The 17825-nt window shown below is 48.4% G+C and carries 14 protein-coding genes; 6 read left to right on the forward strand and 8 right to left on the reverse strand.

Annotated features, from left to right (window positions below):
* The first annotated feature begins 112 nt into the window (after positions 1-112).
* A complete protein-coding gene (locus tag AC1S52_RS16995; RefSeq protein WP_482030222.1) occupies positions 113-937 on the forward strand; it encodes a hypothetical protein in 825 nt (274 codons plus the stop codon).
* Between the two features lie 34 nt (positions 938-971).
* Here AC1S52_RS16995 and AC1S52_RS17000 read toward each other — a convergent pair whose 3' ends face one another.
* The 5 genes from AC1S52_RS17000 to AC1S52_RS17020 form a co-directional block, all read right to left on the reverse strand.
* Positions 972-1391 carry a hypothetical protein gene (locus AC1S52_RS17000; RefSeq protein WP_482030223.1) on the reverse strand — a complete coding sequence of 140 codons (420 nt, stop codon included), beginning with the start codon at positions 1389-1391 and terminating at the stop codon, positions 972-974.
* 17 nt (positions 1392-1408) lie between these two features.
* Positions 1409-1768 carry a GIY-YIG nuclease family protein gene (locus AC1S52_RS17005; protein WP_482030224.1) on the reverse strand — a complete coding sequence of 120 codons (360 nt, stop codon included), beginning with the start codon at positions 1766-1768 and terminating at the stop codon, positions 1409-1411.
* 152 nt (positions 1769-1920) lie between these two features.
* Positions 1921-4272: a CHAT domain-containing protein gene (locus AC1S52_RS17010; protein ID WP_482030225.1), complete on the reverse strand. Its 2352-nt coding sequence runs from the start codon at positions 4270-4272 to the stop codon at positions 1921-1923.
* Between the two features lie 306 nt (positions 4273-4578).
* Entirely contained in the window at positions 4579-5448 is an 870-nt protein-coding gene (locus tag AC1S52_RS17015; RefSeq protein ID WP_482030226.1) for a CHRD domain-containing protein, read from the reverse strand.
* Between the two features lie 59 nt (positions 5449-5507).
* A complete protein-coding gene (locus AC1S52_RS17020) occupies positions 5508-6479 on the reverse strand; it encodes a hypothetical protein (protein WP_482030227.1) in 972 nt (323 codons plus the stop codon).
* A 553-nt stretch (positions 6480-7032) separates the two neighbouring features.
* Between AC1S52_RS17020 and AC1S52_RS17025 the strand changes: the two genes are divergently transcribed.
* From AC1S52_RS17025 to AC1S52_RS17045, 5 genes are all read left to right on the forward strand, one after another.
* Positions 7033-7419 carry a hypothetical protein gene (locus tag AC1S52_RS17025; RefSeq protein WP_482030228.1) on the forward strand — a complete coding sequence of 129 codons (387 nt, stop codon included), beginning with the start codon at positions 7033-7035 and terminating at the stop codon, positions 7417-7419.
* Between the two features lie 42 nt (positions 7420-7461).
* Complete coding sequence (locus AC1S52_RS17030) at positions 7462-9255, forward strand: protein kinase domain-containing protein (protein WP_482030229.1); 1794 nt, start codon at positions 7462-7464, stop codon at positions 9253-9255.
* A 2-nt stretch (positions 9256-9257) separates the two neighbouring features.
* Positions 9258-11012, forward strand: a complete 1755-nt coding sequence (locus AC1S52_RS17035) for a hypothetical protein (protein WP_482030230.1) — start codon at positions 9258-9260, stop codon at positions 11010-11012.
* A gap of 54 nt (positions 11013-11066) precedes the next feature.
* Positions 11067-12599 (forward strand): FHA domain-containing protein, encoded by a 1533-nt coding sequence (locus tag AC1S52_RS17040; protein ID WP_482030231.1) that lies wholly within the window; start codon positions 11067-11069, stop codon positions 12597-12599.
* 139 nt (positions 12600-12738) lie between these two features.
* Positions 12739-14049 (forward strand): IS701 family transposase, encoded by a 1311-nt coding sequence (locus AC1S52_RS17045; protein ID WP_482030232.1) that lies wholly within the window; start codon positions 12739-12741, stop codon positions 14047-14049.
* On the opposite strand, the gene AC1S52_RS17050 is transcribed toward AC1S52_RS17045, so the two are convergent.
* From AC1S52_RS17050 to AC1S52_RS17060, 3 genes are all read right to left on the reverse strand, one after another.
* Positions 14036-14626, reverse strand: coding sequence for a hypothetical protein (locus AC1S52_RS17050; RefSeq protein WP_482030233.1), 591 nt, complete (start codon positions 14624-14626; stop codon positions 14036-14038). The two genes, AC1S52_RS17045 and AC1S52_RS17050, sit on opposite strands and share 14 nt — an antisense overlap.
* Positions 14627-14766: 140 nt before the next feature.
* Complete coding sequence (locus AC1S52_RS17055; protein WP_482030234.1) at positions 14767-16122, reverse strand: hypothetical protein; 1356 nt, start codon at positions 16120-16122, stop codon at positions 14767-14769.
* 225 nt (positions 16123-16347) lie between these two features.
* Positions 16348-17817 (reverse strand): beta-barrel domain-containing protein, encoded by a 1470-nt coding sequence (locus AC1S52_RS17060; protein ID WP_482030235.1) that lies wholly within the window; start codon positions 17815-17817, stop codon positions 16348-16350.
* Positions 17818-17825: the final 8 nt, after the last annotated feature.

The following is a 17825-nucleotide window of genomic DNA, read 5'->3' on the forward strand; positions in this document are numbered from 1 at the left end:
TCTCTTTTTTGCAAGCATTTTAGGCGATGGATTGCTGTCAGCCTCTAGAGCAACTCCTTCTTTCTGTCCTGCGGTTGGTCGAGTTCTGTCAAAGGGTGATTCTAAATTGCCTGTGGGACGCTTGATTTGTATGGGAGAAAAAGTTCAGCTAGCCCAATTGCCTTCTGTTAGGGTGCTTTGTTTTGTGAGTGGTCGAGTCAAGCAATTTGCGACCGGGCAGGTTGTCAGTCAAACTGAAGGCTGTCATGCTCCTCCCCGGCAGACGCAGCCACTACGCCGTTGCGGAGCGCAAGAGATCTACCTTTGTGTTCGACCCAAAGGACCCAACGACCAAACGTTGGCTCTGCAACTCACTTACCCGTATGGGCGAGTGGCTTCCACCTTGACTCCCGCTTTCAGGTGGCACCCAGAGCCACAAGCCCACCATTACATGGTTCAGGTTGAAGGGAAAGGGGTCAACTGGCAACAGAACGTTGCCTCTCCTTCACTGTCCTATCCCAAAAACCGTCCGCCACTCCAGCAGGGGCAAGCCTACAAAATTACGATCGCTGCTTATAATCAACAAAATGCTCTACTTAATGTAAAACAAAGTGTGTTGAATGTGTTGGCTCACTCTACCGTTCAAACCATTCATGACAGGGTTGAGCAGGTCAGAGGGCTAAATCTTGGTGAGGATGAGGCGACTGTGCTAGACCTGACCAGTATTTATTTGGCTCAGGGGCTGTTGCATGATGCCATTGTGGTGCTTCAGTCCCGTGCTGATGCAGGTAGTCGCACCCCTCTTCTCTACCGAGTTTTGGCAGATTGTTATTTGACGGTGGGGCGGTCAGATCTTGCCAAGCCTCAGTATGAGAAGGCGATCTCGCTAGCAAAGGCGGTGTCGGATCAAGATGTATTGGTGAGTGCTCAAGCTGGGTTGAAGCAATTGAGCAATTAATCTCTGTGGTCTCTTTAGTGCCAGAAGTCAACTACTAGGCTGCTTCAGCTGGATGGTTATTCCGATATTGTCGGAGTAAATAAACTTGTTCCCGCTGAACACCTACTTGGCAATCCTCAAAACTGCTTGCGTCAGGGTCAAGCAGAAACGTAATCGCTAGTTCGACTACAAACTCTGGTGGAAACTCATACTTGATCGCGTATTGCTCAATTCCCTGCTGGATTGAGTGCGGCAAATGAGCCAGAATGTTTTGATTTGGAGACATATCGGCGGGGTCTTTATCGTTTAGACCCACGCTAATCGATGCCGACTCCAAGAAATAGCGGATGGCTAACTTCACCACGGACTCTGGTTCGAGATTCGTCTCAACTCCATAGACTTGGAGTGCCGACTGGATGCGCTCCGGTAGGTAGCCCAGAAGCGTAGCCTGGTTGGTCGCGTTAGTGGTCTGCATCGATCAGTCCTCTCTTGTTAGCGATCGCTATAGGGCGGCTGAATTTGCCCAATCATCACTTGCTCTAACTGATATGATACCCGATTCCACTGATAGGACAGAACCACACAGGCAAGCCGCATATCATCAGGGTCCATCCGATCAATAAACGCCCATCCCAAAGCCTTGTGCCCACCCCTTAATCGCGCCCGAATACTGGTGGTTTTGCCGATATACAAAATCCCTAAGGTTCGATGCTTAAAGGCGTAGATACCAGGACGAGGGGGAAGATCATTAAATTTCTTACTCAGAGGGTAACAGTCGCTAAACGGAATTCCACTCAGCACATCCAACAGACGCTGTGCTTCCTCCACAATAAAATTGGGGTAATCGTCCATGCGGGAATGCTTACCTCATCAGTCCGCTTGCATTCTCCACCACTGTGTTGCCCCAGTAAATAGCTGTCGTAGTTAAATATTCGATGAATCATTGATTTTGCCACAAGTAGTCACTTTCCACAACAATTTGATTCAATTCAACGGAATCAAAATTAAAGCCAGCTTCCGACCAAAATAAAAGGTGCCCAGTAATAGGGATGGTGAGTCTCTTCTCCTGTTAAAAGCTCCAACTGAGCGGATCTAAGCGCCTCTGCTTTAGATTGCCCGTCAGCCAGGTGCTGATAGAACTGGGACATGAACACGGCGGTTGATGAAGCGTCAACACGCCATAGAGAAGCCACTGTACTCCGTGCTCCAGCCTGCGTCGCAAGTCCTGCAATTCCGAGTGCAGATTTTCGATCGCCCTTTGCGGTTTCACAGGCGCTCAATACGAGCAATTCAATGGAGGTATCCTGTTCAGTGCGTCGCTTAACCAATTGGTAAATTTGTTGGACATCAATCACTTGGTCCCAGGCGAGCAAAAAGGTATCTTCGCGTGAAGAGCTGAATTGCCCGTGGGTGGTCAAATGCACTACGGGAAAATTATTCTTTGCTAACTCAGCCTGAAAATTGGCGGCAGTAAAATCTGCATTCAGCAGAATGGTTGAATTGGTTGCTTTTTTCAGGTCTTGAATCTCCTGCTCAACCTCTGGAAGCGGCTTGAAATTTTTAGGCACTTGCGGAAGTGCAAAGCTGGGAGCCTCTTGACTCAAGCCAGCAATCAAAGTGCTGGGTGATCCGAGCGGCAGCGATCGCGGTTGCCGCAGTTGCCCTCCTAATGTTGTGGCAATACTATATTTCTGAACCAAATAATTCTGCCCATCATGCAGCAGAGCCATTGGGATGGTTTGCAATAGCGAATCGGTCGCAAAAACCAATGTCCCTTCTGATGGCAAATAGCCTTGCTGCTGTGCTGGTTCAATGAGCTGCTGGTAAAGGGCTTGAGCAAAGGGGAGCAAGACTGGTTCCTCCACTGCCACAAATTCATCACTCTGCAAATTGGTGATTAAATTCGTGGCATTATTCTCTACTTCGGCAGCATTGGCTGAGTAGAAATGAAGCGAGTTATCTTGTGCTTGAGTAATGACCCCGATCCGATCGCCCAGATTCAGAATATAGAAAACAGTTGTATTTTTGGGCAGACTAATTTGATTGAGTCCTACCAGATCCAAGTCGCCACAGCGCAGGAAATTTTCTAATTCCACCTGCTGTAATCGCTGCGTGACCAAAACTGCCCGCTTCAGATCGGGTTCCTGGGGTGGTGTTAGCAGCAAGCGGAGGTATTCCCGATAAACAGGCTCAACTTGCTCACGGAACGAAAGTTGGACTTCAGGGTTAACTGCAAGGATATTTCCTCTCACCTGGTCAAGCGCGGCGATCGCGGTTTCATACGCTTGTTCCGCTCGTTTGAAGTCTCCCTGGCGACTATAGATTCGCCCGATCGCTCGCTGCCATTGGTAAACGGCATCCCAGGCGTGAATAGATTGTGCTAGCGTTGTTGCCTGCTGAAAGGTTCTCAACGCCGTTTCTGGTTGCCCACGATCTAGCAACAGTTTGGCTGTCTCGCCCTGAGAATAGGACAGCGATCGTGGATTCTGGAGCCTCTGAGCAAGGTCTAGCGCTGACCTGGCGTATTTCATCGCACGCTCATACTGGGTTAACAGTCTTAAGCTTTCTGCAATTTTGATTTGAGCGTAAATGGACTGCTCCGGTGGAATTTCAGAAAAAGATGCTGATTCCAGTTGAGTGAGGCTCTGGTCAAGCTCTGCCTGCATGGTTTGCTTGAGCGGTATTTGAAGATTACGACTCTCAAGCCATTGCTTTGAGAGCACGAGCATTCCCAACCGATTGATTTGAGCAAACAATTGAGAACGGCTATCTCCACCAACCACCGAGACTTCACGATACAGATCTAACGCCTTTTGTGCTCGTTGCTGCAATTGAGATTGAAGTGTCAGCCGTAATTCGGGATTATCTGTGCGATCGTAGCGATCTCGATCCTCTAAATAAAGCGATCGCTCAACATTTGCAAGACTGAGTAGAAGCTGCGGGACCGAAGCCGAGTCAGATCGTTTCCCTTTGTCTAAAGCTTGAGAAAGCACAACGTGTGCCTCTTTCAAGTGTCCAATAACCCGAAGCACATCCCCCAAGCTGTTGAGTCCTGCTACGGTCGCAGGCGTTGATGGAATCGCTGCAATACTATCAGTTAGGTGTTTGAGGTCTTGTGGCTCTGCTCCATTGCTTTGGCATAAGTTATTTTCCAGAGTAAGCGTCTGGGTAAGAGTCATACAAGCTTGCGGATACAGACCGAGAGCTTGCATTGCAAGGCTTTGATTGACTTTGCTCCCAGTAACACCTTCTGACTTCCCCAACTTGCGATAACCAGCCTCAGCGTCCTTCCAAATCTGGAGGGCTTCTCCAGGATTCCCCTTGTATAGCTGTTCAAAGCCTTGTTTGTTCAACATTGAGGGATCGGGTTCTGCTGCGATTAATGGAACCCACCAGGCAGCTAGGAGGCTAAGACAAAATCCTACAAGACCGACCAGGATGAATCTAAAAACTGATTTCATTGCACAGGCGACTCTTTAATATTAGAAATAAAGGCATTCTTACACAGCTTTTAATTGGCATTGGTCGTAGTTCACATCTTCCCTTTGATAGAGGTCGAAACAACAATGCCCTCCAATTCTGGTGATCGCCAGAATTGGAGGGTTAGAAGGAGTCTGCAAATTGATTAGTTGAAAGCGTGAGCGCTCGGACTCAAGCAGGAACTATGCAAACTCCACTACTTTCTGGTTGAAGTTAAGTCGGTTCTCGCCCGTGGGGAAGCCTGCCTTGCCGTCGCCATCCACGTCCACATTACTGTGAAGGTTGGCGTACAGGTTTCCTGCCAGTAATGCCGCTTGTTCATCCGGCTTCAACTCAAAATTGGCTGAGATGTTACCGGATTTACCATCGGCATTTACAGTGTTCTCAAAGAATCGAACCACTGTAGCATCGGCAAAGTTACCGCGATCGTCTCCAGAAGGACTGAAGTGAAGGTGAGTCCCGCTCAGTTGATTGCCTTCCTTATCCTCCGGTACGGCTAGGAAGCCATCCACCAGGGCTTTGGGATCAGAGCCGTTGAGGATTTCAGCTTTGGGATCGATTTCCTTTTCTCCCTGGCTAAATAAAGGTGCTCCATCAAAGTCTTTGAATGAGCCTTCCACTTTGAAATTACCCTTATCATCTAAGCTGAGGTTTGCCTCAGATGATCCTTTACTGTCATTCGGAAAAGGAAATTCCTCTGCCCCAGACTTCGCCTCAGCCTGGTTGAAGCTGAAACTGTCGGTGCCGGGGAAGATGAAGTCGTCGCCAGCATCGCCAACTAATTTGTCAGCCTCTTTTGTCCCATTGTGCTGCTTGAAGTCATCAGACATTTTGGGAATAGGGCTTTCAGCCGGACCCGCGTGGTTGTGGTCAGCACTAATACCCAAATCCGCTTGATTGTTCAACGATGCTTCAAACTCAGACGTTTGAATCGATGACCCTTTTGAGGCAAGTGTCGTAGAGTCGCCTTGCTTTGAGGCATCTGCCCCAATGTCACCTCCTGCCTGTTGGGTTAGGTCATTGTGCTCCTCAGATCCATGAATACCAGCCATAACAAAATTCTCCTGCATTCACTTAAAATTCAATCGGGTTAGCAAGATGAGTCGTGCATTTATGCCGCTGTCGCAGCTTGACCTGTTGCACCAGCCGCTAGCCTGTCAAGGTCTTGAGAACTGATTTGGACAAAGTTTTGATCAGAAATGTCGCCTGCGTTCGTGAACGTCAGTGAAGCGAGAATGTGCTCTGAAGTTTTATCAACGACAACGGTGTTGTTCTGGCTATCCAAGGGCTGATCAAGCCCTCCAGTCTGAGGGTTAGTGCCCTGTCCAAATAGAATGCTGTCCAGGGTCAAGCTGTCGATTAGTCCAAGCTGGTCGTTCGCTGGATCAAAGTCGAATACCCGATTGGTCGCCTCTTGTCCAAGCGTGATCAGGTCTTTCCCAGTCCCAGTTGTCACCGTGTTAAAGCTACCTTCTGTGTCCCCTCTGATGATGTCAGAGCCACCGGCTCCAATAATGGTGTTATTGCCACCACCTCCATCGAGGAAATCACCGTTGGCTCCCAACCGCCCTGCCAAATTCGCCTCGGTTCCAACTTTGGCAGGATCGAGAGACTTTGTATCAGCCAGTGAATTGGGTGAAACGTGTAGTCCGTCTTCTGCTGATTTGCTATCAGATGAACTATTGCCAGATTGAGATTTTGCACTCTTATCTAAGTCGGCAACCTTCTCATTGGATTCAAATCCTTTACTCTTGTTGTCGTTGAGATTTTCGCCGTTCTTATTTTCTGCTTCATTCAGTAAAGCACCAGCTTGACTTTTCGCTTTATCAAAAGCATCAGAAGCATTGTCTTTGAATTCTCCTAAAGTATCACCAACTTTATCCTTCAGCCCCTTTGCTTTTTCCTTAGCATCGCCAAGTGCATTAGCTGCCTGATCTAGGGCAGTATTAAAGTCGGATTCTTGCATAGATGATCCTACTGACTTATTTACAGAAGTGTCACTCGCATTAGGATCTGGGTTGATGATGTCGCCATGAGATTGGTTGTGATCGTCTAGTTTGAGATGATTGTTTGCAGATTCCATAGGTATTCTCTTCACATCTATGATTGCCGAAAAGATTGACAAGTTGCCCACGAGAAGCCTGGTGGACGTAATTTGAGGTTTAATAATTCGTCTTCCAACTCTCCGGCTCACCTCTTGGCGAGAATTCCCCAGTTCCTACAGCCATTGTCTAAATGACCCCGACCGTAAACTGATTGCTACCTGATTTGCGCCACCGCTCAAAACTTACCTGGCTCCCGCACTACTCTGAATTTTTGTCCTAGAGAGACAAAGTTTCAGAGTGGTGTTTTACAGTTATTGAATCCATTCTGCACTCATATTAACTCTGTTCAAGGGCAGAGATAATACTTTATCTAAAAAAGAAATCAAAAGTGTTTAAAGCTGTATCTAGAAGTGATTTTTGCTCCTAAAGCATCTATTAGAAAATCCAGGGTAAGTAGTGTATTACTGTCGAATCTGCCTGAATCTATGTCTTTAGGGAGTGTCTCAAGATGTCTAACATTTAATACAAGAGCTTAAAGCGGCTGAACTTTTTGTTTGATTTGAGTCTAATAAATTTCAGGTTTAAGGGGAAATGGCTCAGGGGCTTCTACTTTTAGATGAAGGCGGTTTCGTTAAACTACTCCTGGTCGTTTATCGGATTAGCAGAGAACAAAGTCAACGGTTTGATGGACTTGCTAATCAACTTGCTAACATCCGTCATGATCAACCAGATCGGATTGATCGTTGGCAAGCCTGGTGGGATGAATTCATGTTACGAGTTCACTCTCAACCGGGTTGGTATGCTGCTGTCGCGTTACCAGGACATGATTACAACTGTTTTTGGGGTCCCTATGCTGATCCTCAAACGGCAGCACAGGTTGCCCAAATACATACAGGTGCTTATCCGACTGCCAACACTGTAAAAGTTCCTTCTATTCGATTTCCAAATAGTTTACCCTGGGTTGCTCAAGTTGGTTGAACACTTCACTGCCTCTGTATATGAGGTGATTGAGTTGGTCTCATGATTGGGCAACTTTTGACTGGACGATATTTAATCCTACAAGAGCTAGGTAAAGGTGGCTTCAGTGAGACCTTCCTGGCACGAGATAAATATCTCCCGCATCATCCACTCTGCGTTGTTAAATGTCTCAAGTCACTTCAAGGGAAGGTGGCTCGACGGATGTTTGACATTGAGGCTCAAGCCTTGCAAGAACTTGGGCGGCAATGTGAGCAGGTTCCACTGCTGCTTGCATGGTTTGAAGTAGGCGATCGCGCTTATTTGGTGCAGGAGTATGTTGAAGGGGAAAACCTGGAACACTGGATCGAGCAGGGGCAGCGTTTTTCTCAGAAAGATGCTATTTGGTTGTTGCTGGACGTTCTACCCACTCTGGAGTTCATCCACTCTCAGGATCTGATTCATAGGGACATTAAGCCCGGTAACTTAATTCGGCGTACAGACGGCAGGATTGTCTTGATCGACTTTGGTGCTGCCAAATGGCTGAATAACGACTCTGCGGTGATTGAGGAAAAGCAGTCGCCCTCTGACCCAACGACTGAAGCAATTGTGACGATCGGCACTCCTGGATACATGCCGGAGGAGCAACAACAGGGACAAGCTGACTTCAGCAGCGATCTCTATTCCTTGGGTGTTTCGGTCATTCAACTTTTGCTCGGAATTCATCCCCGGCAGATCAAGAAAAACCTTTCGTCAGGTGAAATTGAATGGGAGTCTTACTTAAAAACGCCACTCGATTCGCGTTTGGTCACAATTCTAAACAAGTTGGTGTGTGTCAATCGCAAAGACCGCTATCGTCAAGCCTCAGAGGTACTAGCTGATCTACAACAGTTAACCAAAGCCCCTAAACCTAGCAGCCAATGGGCAAAAATCCGCATTCCTGCCTTGTCTGTGTCTCCTCGCTGGGCTAAAGCGGTAGGGGTTTTGTCGTTGGTCACGACAGTCGGGTTCGTCGGTGTTTGGCAAATCTCGGTGCGGGGTGGGCAGATGAGCGAAGCGATCGCATTCATGTTGCCCATATCCAATCAAACAAAACGAACGCTCAAGCACGATTTGGTCGTTGAGAATCCCGTTGACCTTCATACCGTGGGCGCGATCGCTGTGAGTCCCGATGGCGATTTATTAGCTGCCAGTAGAGACCAGTCGTTGTACGTGTGGAACCTGCGATTTGGGCGATTGGTTCAGACCCTCAATGATCATCAGACTCAGGTAGCCGCCGTCGCCTTCAGCCTGGACGCTCAAATGATTGCGGGTGGTGGAGATGACCAGGCATTGAAAATTTGGGATGTTCGCACCGGAAAGATCCTGCAAACCTTTGCAGACTTGGGCGCACCCATGACGGCTGTAGTGTTTGCGCCTACTCAACAACTGGTGATTGGTGCTGCTGGTGAACGGCTCCAGGTTTGGGATCTGCGGACTGGAGAACTCCGAAAGGTGTTTGCAGGGCACAAAGGGAAGATCAATCATTTGCTTGTTAGCGAGGATGGCAGAACTTTGTACAGTCTGGGGGAAGATCGGGTGATTGCCTGGAGTTTAGATAGCGGCGAACTCCTACGGGTATTCCCTAAAGAATCTGGCATGGCAATGACCGGGCGAGTTGAAAAACAACACCTGGTCACGGTTCATTCAGATGGAATGAGAATCTGGGACCAAAAAACAGGTGTCTTATCTCGTGTAGAGCGAGACACTTCAACTCACCCATTGGATATGAAAACCGTTCGTTGTTCAGACGGATACGTTGTCAGCAGTGACTCGGATCAACGGTTCAAAGTTTGGGAAATATCAATGCTTAGGAAATAGTCATGTTAAGCGAAACATCAGAGAAAACAATGCATCGCGTCCGATGGGTGTTGACCCTTGGATGGTTTCTCCTCATTGCATCCCTGTACTTTGACCCGGTTACAAAATTCTTTTTAAACCCCAGCACAACCTGGAGTCCCTTTCGGCTTGATCCATCGTCTTACCTTGACCCAACCAAATGCCCCAAGATTCAAGGGCAGTGTGTGGTTCAAGACCCTCGCTATATGAGTGCCATGATTTGGTGGACGATTATCGTGCCAGCCGCTATTTTGATTCTGATATCGGTTGGTCATGAGTTTTGGAGGCGCATTTGTCCGCTTTCGTTCATTTCCCAAATCCCACGCGCATTGGGTATTCAGCGCAAGCAAAAAGTCATTGATGCTGCTGGAAATCTGCACTGGCAGATCGTCACCATCGGAGACAATTCCTGGTTGGGGCGTAACCGTTTGTACGTGCAGTTTGGGTTATTTCTTGCAGGACTATCAGCGCGTTTGCTGTTCGTTAACGCTGATCGCACGGTGCTGGGATTGTTTCTACTAGGAACTATGCTCTGTGCGGTTTTAGTGGGCTACCTGTACGCTGGAAAGTCTTGGTGCAACTACTTCTGCCCAATGGCACCCGTGCAATTGGTCTATACAGGTCCGCGATCGCTCTTAGGCAGTGAAGCGCATCTTAAGCCCAAGCCTGCAATCACCCAGTCCATGTGCCGCACGGTAGACCCACAAACGGGGCAAGAACTCAGTACTTGTGTTGCCTGCAAATCTCACTGTATTGACATTGATGCAGAAGATTCCTACTGGGCAGGACTCGACGATCGCGGACGAGATGTGGTCGCTTACGGCTACTTAGGGGCAGTCATCGCCTTCTATTTCTACTACTGGCTGTATTCCGGGGATTGGAGCTATTACTTCTCCGGCGCTTGGACACGGGAACGAGGTCAAATTACTCACCTGTTTGATCCAGGATTCTACTTCAATGGGTTAGCCATTCCAATCCCGAAGCTCTTTGCCGCTCCACTCACCTTTATTGTTTTTGTTGCCGTTTTTGTGGTGATTGGACGACTCGCTGAGAAGGGATGGTGCAAGTTCCGGTTGGGGCAGGGGCGACCTGTTTCAGCAGAGCAAGCACGGCATTTTATGTTCACCGTATTTACAGCCGTGTCCTTCTGGACATTTTTCACCTTTGGGGCACGTCCTTGGGTCAATCGGCTGCATCCGGTTTTGTTCTATGGCTTCAATGCATTAATCGCCGCCTTGGGGTTTGCATGGTTACTGAGAACCCTGCACCGGAGTCATGCTCAATATGAACGTGAACGCATGGCAACCAGTCTCCGAAAGCAGCTCCGAAAGATTCTAGACCCATCCATGCTAGAAGGGCGATCGCTTGAGGATTTAAGTCCAAATGAGGTCTATACGCTGGTCAAAACGTTAGACAAGTTATTGCCTGAACTGTCCAAGCAGTCAAGATTTCAGGCGTATGTTGGCGTTGTTCAAGATCTCCTCAATCAACAAGTCGTGAGTGAATCAAACAGTTTGAAGTTTTTCAGTAAGTTGCGACAAGACCTCGATCTCAAGGATTCAGACCACTTTGAGGCGATGGAATCAATTGCTCTTACCCAACCCAGTCTTTTAGTGTCGCAGGAACTGACAAGCTCTACTCCTGCTGACTCGGAAACGGTTGCCAAAACCTTGCGGAGAAGGCGCGATCGCAACCAGACTGTCACCTTCGGTGAGGCACCCGGTCGGTCTCGACGGTAACACCACCATGCATCCATCTCATTTGTTCAAGTAATTTAGTGCGGGTATTTCCTTATGATGAAATTCAAATCAGTCAACTTTCAGCAGCAGGTATTCAACGAATACGCACTCCCTCAGAAATACCCTGGACAAACCGAGTGGATTGTTGGACGGTGCGACACCTGTGACCTGATTCTAGATAGTCCCGTTGTTAGCAGTGTGCATGGTCGCATCCAGTTCACCGAGGGGGAGTACTATTTTGTTGATCTGGGCAGCCGCAATGGTTCGCTTGTCAATGGCAAGGAAGTGCAGCCCAATCAACGGGAACTGCTTCAGGTTGGTGACTTACTCCAACTTGCAGAAACCTACCTGCATATTGAAGAACTGGAGCCAATTGATCTCTCAGGCTCGTCAACTGCACCAAACCAGTTGCTTGGTTCAACCTGGACGGCTGAAGAGATCACGGTGCGCTGCTGCCGTATTATTCAAGAAACCTCAGATGTCCGAACGTTCTGGTTTGTCGCAGAGCCTGCCGTTCGGTTTGATCACTATCTGCCAGGACAGTTTACCAACTTAGCGGTTGAAATTGATGGACAGCAGGTGATCCGTCCCTACTCCATCTCATCGTCTCCAACCTCTCCAGGCTCTCTCGCTTTGACGATTAAGCGAGTCCCCAGCAGTACTCCTGATGTGCCGCCAGGACTTGTTTCTAACTGGCTACATGACAACTTGATTGTGGGCGATCGCCTGAAGGTTTTGGGTGGTCCGTTAGGAGGCTTTACTTTCCTGCCAGATGCTCCATCCAGGCTGCTTCTAATTTCAGCAGGCTCTGGCATCACTCCCATGATGTCAATGGCTCGATGGGTTTATGATTCTTTTGCTGATATCGACATTGTGTTTCTCCACAGCGCCTGCACTCCAGAAGATATTCCCTTCTACGACGAACTGCTGCTGATCGACAAGCACATGCCGAATTTCCAACTGGAGATTACGGTCACCCGCCAGCGTCCCGGACTGTCCTGGGCAGGGCACAAAGGGCGAATCTCCTCGGCAATGCTTCAGCTTCTTACACCCGACTTGCATGAACGTTCTGTTTTCGTGTGCGGTACTGATGGCTTCATGCATGGGATTCGTTCAATCCTAGAAGATCTTGACTTTCCAATGGATAACTATCACCAGGAAAGCTTTGGCGGGTTCAGGGCATTTGAAGAAGCTCCAGACTCACCGGAAGACGATGTATGGGCTGAGGAGAGCGCCCAGCAGGAGCATATACCCATCCAGAAGGATCAAGGACAGACTCAGCTTGTCACCATTAATAGCAGTGGCTTAAATGGGTATCAGCCTGACTCCACTTCCGTGGTGACATTCACGAAGTCTCAGAAAGAGATTGCTGGCGATCTCTCGATCCTAGAACTAGCCGAAGACGCAGGAGTTTCAATCCCGAAAGCCTGTATGATGGGAACCTGCGGTACCTGTAAGGTTAAAGTTGCTCAAGGGTCAGTTGAATATAAAGCAACCCCTACAAACCTTACTTCAGCCGATAAAGAGGCAGGATACACACTTGCTTGTATCGCAACTCCCGTTGGTCGAGTTGCTGTAGAAGCGTAACAAATGAAAAAGTGGAGGTGTTACACCCCCACTTTTTGCATCTATTTCTCATTGTGGCTGCTGATTAGCCCTCTTCCATCCTTCTCGCGAGGAATAAGTCAGAATAGAGGAGGAATGTTTCTGTTGCCATCTTAAGGGTATGGTTACGCCGCGTGAAGCTCGTCCAACGCTCCGATTCGTTGATGAGTATTGTGAATTATATGCCGACCTATTTCCCGAAGTGCGGAGCTTTGAAGCGTTCAAATATCTGCATATCGGGATGATTTCAGATCTCAAACGCAAGACGTTGCCAGCCCTTGCCAAAGCGGTTGGATTAGACAATGAACAAGGCTTGCACAATTTGTTGACGGAGTCTCCCTGGTCAGTGAGTCGGCTGCGGCAGCGTCGCTTAAATCTGATCTTGGAATTGACTCAGAAACAAGCAATGACCCTGTTAATTGATGAGACCGGAGATTGCAAGAAAGGAGACAGTACGGATTATGTGAAACGACAATACATCGGCAATGTCGGCAAACGAGAAAATGGCATTGTGGTCGTTACCGCTTATGGGTTATTCCAGGGCATGATTCTACCGTTGTGCTTTGAGGTGTACAAGCCGAGAGAACGACTTAAACCTGGAGAGGTCTACCAGACGAAACCGCAAATCGCTGCCACGATAATGCGTGAGTTGATTGCAATGGGATTCCAGTTTGAGCTGGTGTTAGCCGATAGTTTGTATGGTGAGAGTGAGTGTAACTTTATTTCAACGCTGGTTTCGCTCAAGTTGCCTTACATGGTTGCGATTCGCTCGAATCACGGGGTCTGGTTACCGCAAGACCAAGAGGTAACGGCAGAACCTTGGGAGAAGTTCACCCGCACCTTCAGCCATGGTGAAACTGAAGTCCGCTATCGGCGCGAGATTATCTATGGCACTCGTCGCAGTGTGCGTTACTGGGAGTTGACCACCGACCCAGAAACGTTACCGGACAATTCAACCGTGTTTGTGATGAGCAATGCGCCTGCAATCAAGCTTGATGAAATTGGTGATGCCTACGGGGAGCGGACTTGGGTGGAATATGGACTCAAGCAAAGTAAGGATGCCTTGGGTTGGGCTGATTTCCGTGTGACGAACTACAAGCAGATTGAACGCTGGTGGGAGATCGTCATGCGTGCGTTCACAATGGTCAGTTTGTTTGCCGATGCCTTCAATCAAGAGTGTCCTTTATCTCAGCAAGTCTTCACGCAGCATCCCTGGTGGGACAACCAACGTGGCTGGAAAAATCTGCTCAATAATTTGCGCTTGGTGATCGAACCGTGGATTGCCTTTAACCACCTCAAACAATGGTTAACTGTGTTTTTCATTCCCACTTTGGAGCAAGGATTCGCCCAATTGATTGAGCGAATGCAGCAGTTTTACTGCCCTATAATTCACAATCTGCTCCTGCGACCCATCCTATTTAACTCTGCTTAAATGATGGAAGAGGGTTAGACGGATTCGATTCACTTGGTTTGGACTGCTGAACCGCCGAGACTGGACGCTCGCTGGTTTGTGGCTCAGTTGTTAGCGATGGGGCTAAATCGCTAGGAGCATATTGTACGGCTAACCAATAACGACCAGCCTTCTGCGGTTGAGTCCCTGTAAAAACGACCGTGTACTCGCCCGTTTCCGGCAATTTCATACGAATAAAAGCATCGACAGTTCCAGGAGCTGCGTTCGTTCGGGCAATCAATTGGTTGCCAGGACCATACAGCAACACGTAAGGGGTCAGGCTTAAGTTGTTTACCTTGCGATAGTCCTTGCTCCCTTTAACTTGAATTTGAACAGGAGTACCCGCTTGTCCAGAGAATTTGTAGGCTTCCAGGTAATACCCGTTCAGCTTGGCATCCCTACTGTCGAGAATTCCCGGCAATACCGTCCCTAGCTTAATCGGCGTTGTTTTAACCTGAGTACCTGCTTGACCGTCTGTAACCATTTGTTCGCCAATCGGTGGTGCTGGTGCTGTTTGCGTCTGTTGAGCATTGACCTGATTATTCAGTACAACAGGCACTAGCAGCAGTCCAAAAATAAAGCCAGGTAACATTCCTATACCCAAAAGGTGAAACAAACTTGAACTCAACCGATGAACAGATCTGACCACAACCATAAGACTTCCCTCAAATGTAAAAGGTGACGTTGATTTTGAATGTCCTAAATTAAATCGTCTTGATTGCCTGCCATGCCTCCAAGCAAATCAGAGCTATCGACCCTGACCGTTGACGCATCCGAAACTTTAGTTGCCCTGCTGTTAATCGTCATTGCTCTAGTCGTGTTGAAAGCGGGGCTAATTAGAATCGGACGATTTCTCAGCAGTGAATCTGTAAATGTGCTCAGCGTCACGGCGTTTCCCAACTGCCGAGAAACGTTGTCTATGTCTTTGGGTTGTGGCAACGAATCAAACGGGCTGAGTGCTGTCATGACAGTCGTTGTTTGCACAGTGGCAGGTGTGTTTCCTTTTTGCGTCACGCTTTCTCTGAGTTGATCAAATGCTGCCATCCGCTCTTGAATTGATGAAGGTTTATCTTCAACAGGGATTGTGGCAAATGGTTCCCGTGTCATAGTTGAGAATGCTCGATGTGAAGTCATCCCATCAATAGACTTCACGGTTTGCACTTTTATCTTTTCCGTTGCGCCCAAAGGCTGTTCTTTCTCTGAAGCAGGAACTATTGCAACGATTTCAGAAGCAGGCGTGGGTACTGTAGCAACCGTTTTGATCGGGGCAGTCGCGGGAATGGGAACTGTCGAGACTAATATCTGTTTTGGTTGAGCCGATGCGATCTCAGCCGGTTTGACATCAACCGCTAATGCGTTGTCTATTTCACTGCCAACGGTGGCTGGCTCTGTGGAGACTTGTGCGGTCACGACGCTATCAGTAGAAGCGGGCATCCTGGCAGTGCCTGTCCTGGTCATAGTCCTGTCTAGTTGCCCTGATTTACTGGTTGCCAGTTGAAGGAGTTGCTGTACCTGAGCGCTTTGGAAGATGGGCGTTCCCTTCAATTGATCGAGTGATTTGAGCGCGTTACTCCAGTCCTTTTTGGCGATCGCCGTGCGAGCCATTTCAAACTGTTCCCCCTGTTCACCCCAGTCCTTTTGCAGTTTTTTAGCTTGAGAAGAACTGGTGCTAGAAGGGGCAACTGCACCCAGCATGGCTAAAGCGGTTTGAATATCGCCCTTTTGATATTTGTCATTGGCGCGTTGTAATAAACGCTGTGAGAACTCATCCTTGACCTGCTGTGCGAGAGCAAAGTGCTGGCTGTTCTTTGGAACCCCTTCCAGGTTCAAAATCGCTTGCTTTAATTGGTCATTCTTCGCTTCCGCTTGTGCCTGCCCAATGAGCGACTCATACGTGTTTTCCAGGTCTTGTGGCACAGGTTCAGCGTGAGAATCCGTTAAAGAACTATCATTGCTGGCAACGTTTTCTTGTTCACCATTTTGCGCCACACCATAAGTAATCGCTGCGAGAATAACCAGCAAACTCGCCAGAGTCCACCGATTTAGAAGAATCATGAGAAGCCTCCATGAAAGTGATTAGGGTCTGAAAGACAAAAAAAACAAAAACCATTCAGCGTAAACCATGTGCCATAGAAGGCGCTCCATTGACTAGAACTGACGGAATAACGAAACTAGCGGAATTGAGAGAGTAACAGTAATAGAAATATTCCGTGATTCAAGCGTATCATCCTACAAGCAACACTTTCTCTATCTCTTGTTAGAAAAAGTAGGATTATTTGCTCATCGAGCCGAGCGTAAACCGTCGAATGCTCGGACGATTTCCCCGAATACGAAGCTAATCGGTGCTCTTGATTCAATCTTGATATTGGCGGTTGTCGCCATGCCAGGAGTTAAATTGAACCGTTCACTCCGCTTCTCTAAAAACTGCTGATCTAAACGGACCTCTACCGGAAAAGCGGTTGTTTGTCCCGTGCGGTCAATTGGAACAGCATCGCTGCCAACCTTGGAAACTAATCCTTTCACCGATCCAAATTCGGTAAATGGAAACGCATCAATTCTCACCTCTACGGGCATTCCTTCCCGGATTGATCCAATATCCTTGTTTGCCACCTGCACCCGTGCGATCAGCGACTCGTTTGGAACCACCTGAAGCAAGACCTGCCCCGGTTGTGCCAAAACACCTGGCACTCTCTGTCCTAAATCAAAAACAACGCCAGTAACAGGGGAGCGTAAATCCTGCTGCTCCAGGTCAAGGTTGGTCTGATCCAGTTGAGCGCTGATTTGAATCAGTTGCCGCTGGTCATCTTTGATGACGGTATCAATCTGAGTATCGATCGCGGCTAATTCCCGCTGGAGTCCTTCAAAGAATTGCCCTACCGTTTGGCTCCCATCGGCTTGTGCCTGCATTGCGTTTGACATCAGCTCACTTTTCTGTACACGATTTTGAACCACCTGATTTTCCAGGTTGCTAACCTCTAATACCCTTTGCAAGTAGCTGTTGCGGGAGATTGCTCCTGCTTTAACCAATGGCTGCAACCGATCGACGATTTCCTGCTCGACCTTCAATCGCCCCGATGTGGTTGAGAGTTGAGCGTTTGCCCCAGACACTTGTGTTTGTAGGGCAGACACTCTGAGTGAGTTGATAGATATCTGGTTCTGCAACTGCTGGCGGAACAGTTGATACCGTTGATGTTGTGCCGGAGCTAAACCACTGTCATCTCCAGTGATTTGAGCAACGAGCAACAGCCGATCTTGAACTCGATTCCGCAATTCAGGCGAAAGCCCTTCACCCGATAGAACAAAGCGCCCCTCCCTGGCTGCCCGCAGTACTTCAACCTCCTTGACCAGCAGATCTCGCTGTCTAGTCAGTGCATCCTTGCGGGTCAGCAGGGGCTTCTTGTCAATCTGCATCAACAACTGCTCTTTTTCAACCTGCTCACCTTCTCGGACTTGAATCGAGGTAATCATTCCGCCCGCACCGGATTGAATTGCCTGCGATGCGGAAAGTGGCTCCAGCTTGCCGCGTGAGGACACCACCACATCGACCCTGGCAAGAAATCCCCATCCGGTGGCTAGTGTCAGACCCATCACAATGATTGTGGTGGTACGCCGAGACATCTTGGATGGGAGTGGCAAGTCCAACGCAGGATTATCTAATGCCTTCTCTGCCCCCTCTAGGGCTGATTGGTATCGCTTTTGCAGTGTCCCAATCATATTTCTAAACCAGCGGTTGTTCCAACGATTATTCATAGAACTTC

It is taken from the genome of Kovacikia sp. CALU 1929, assembly GCF_056784235.1.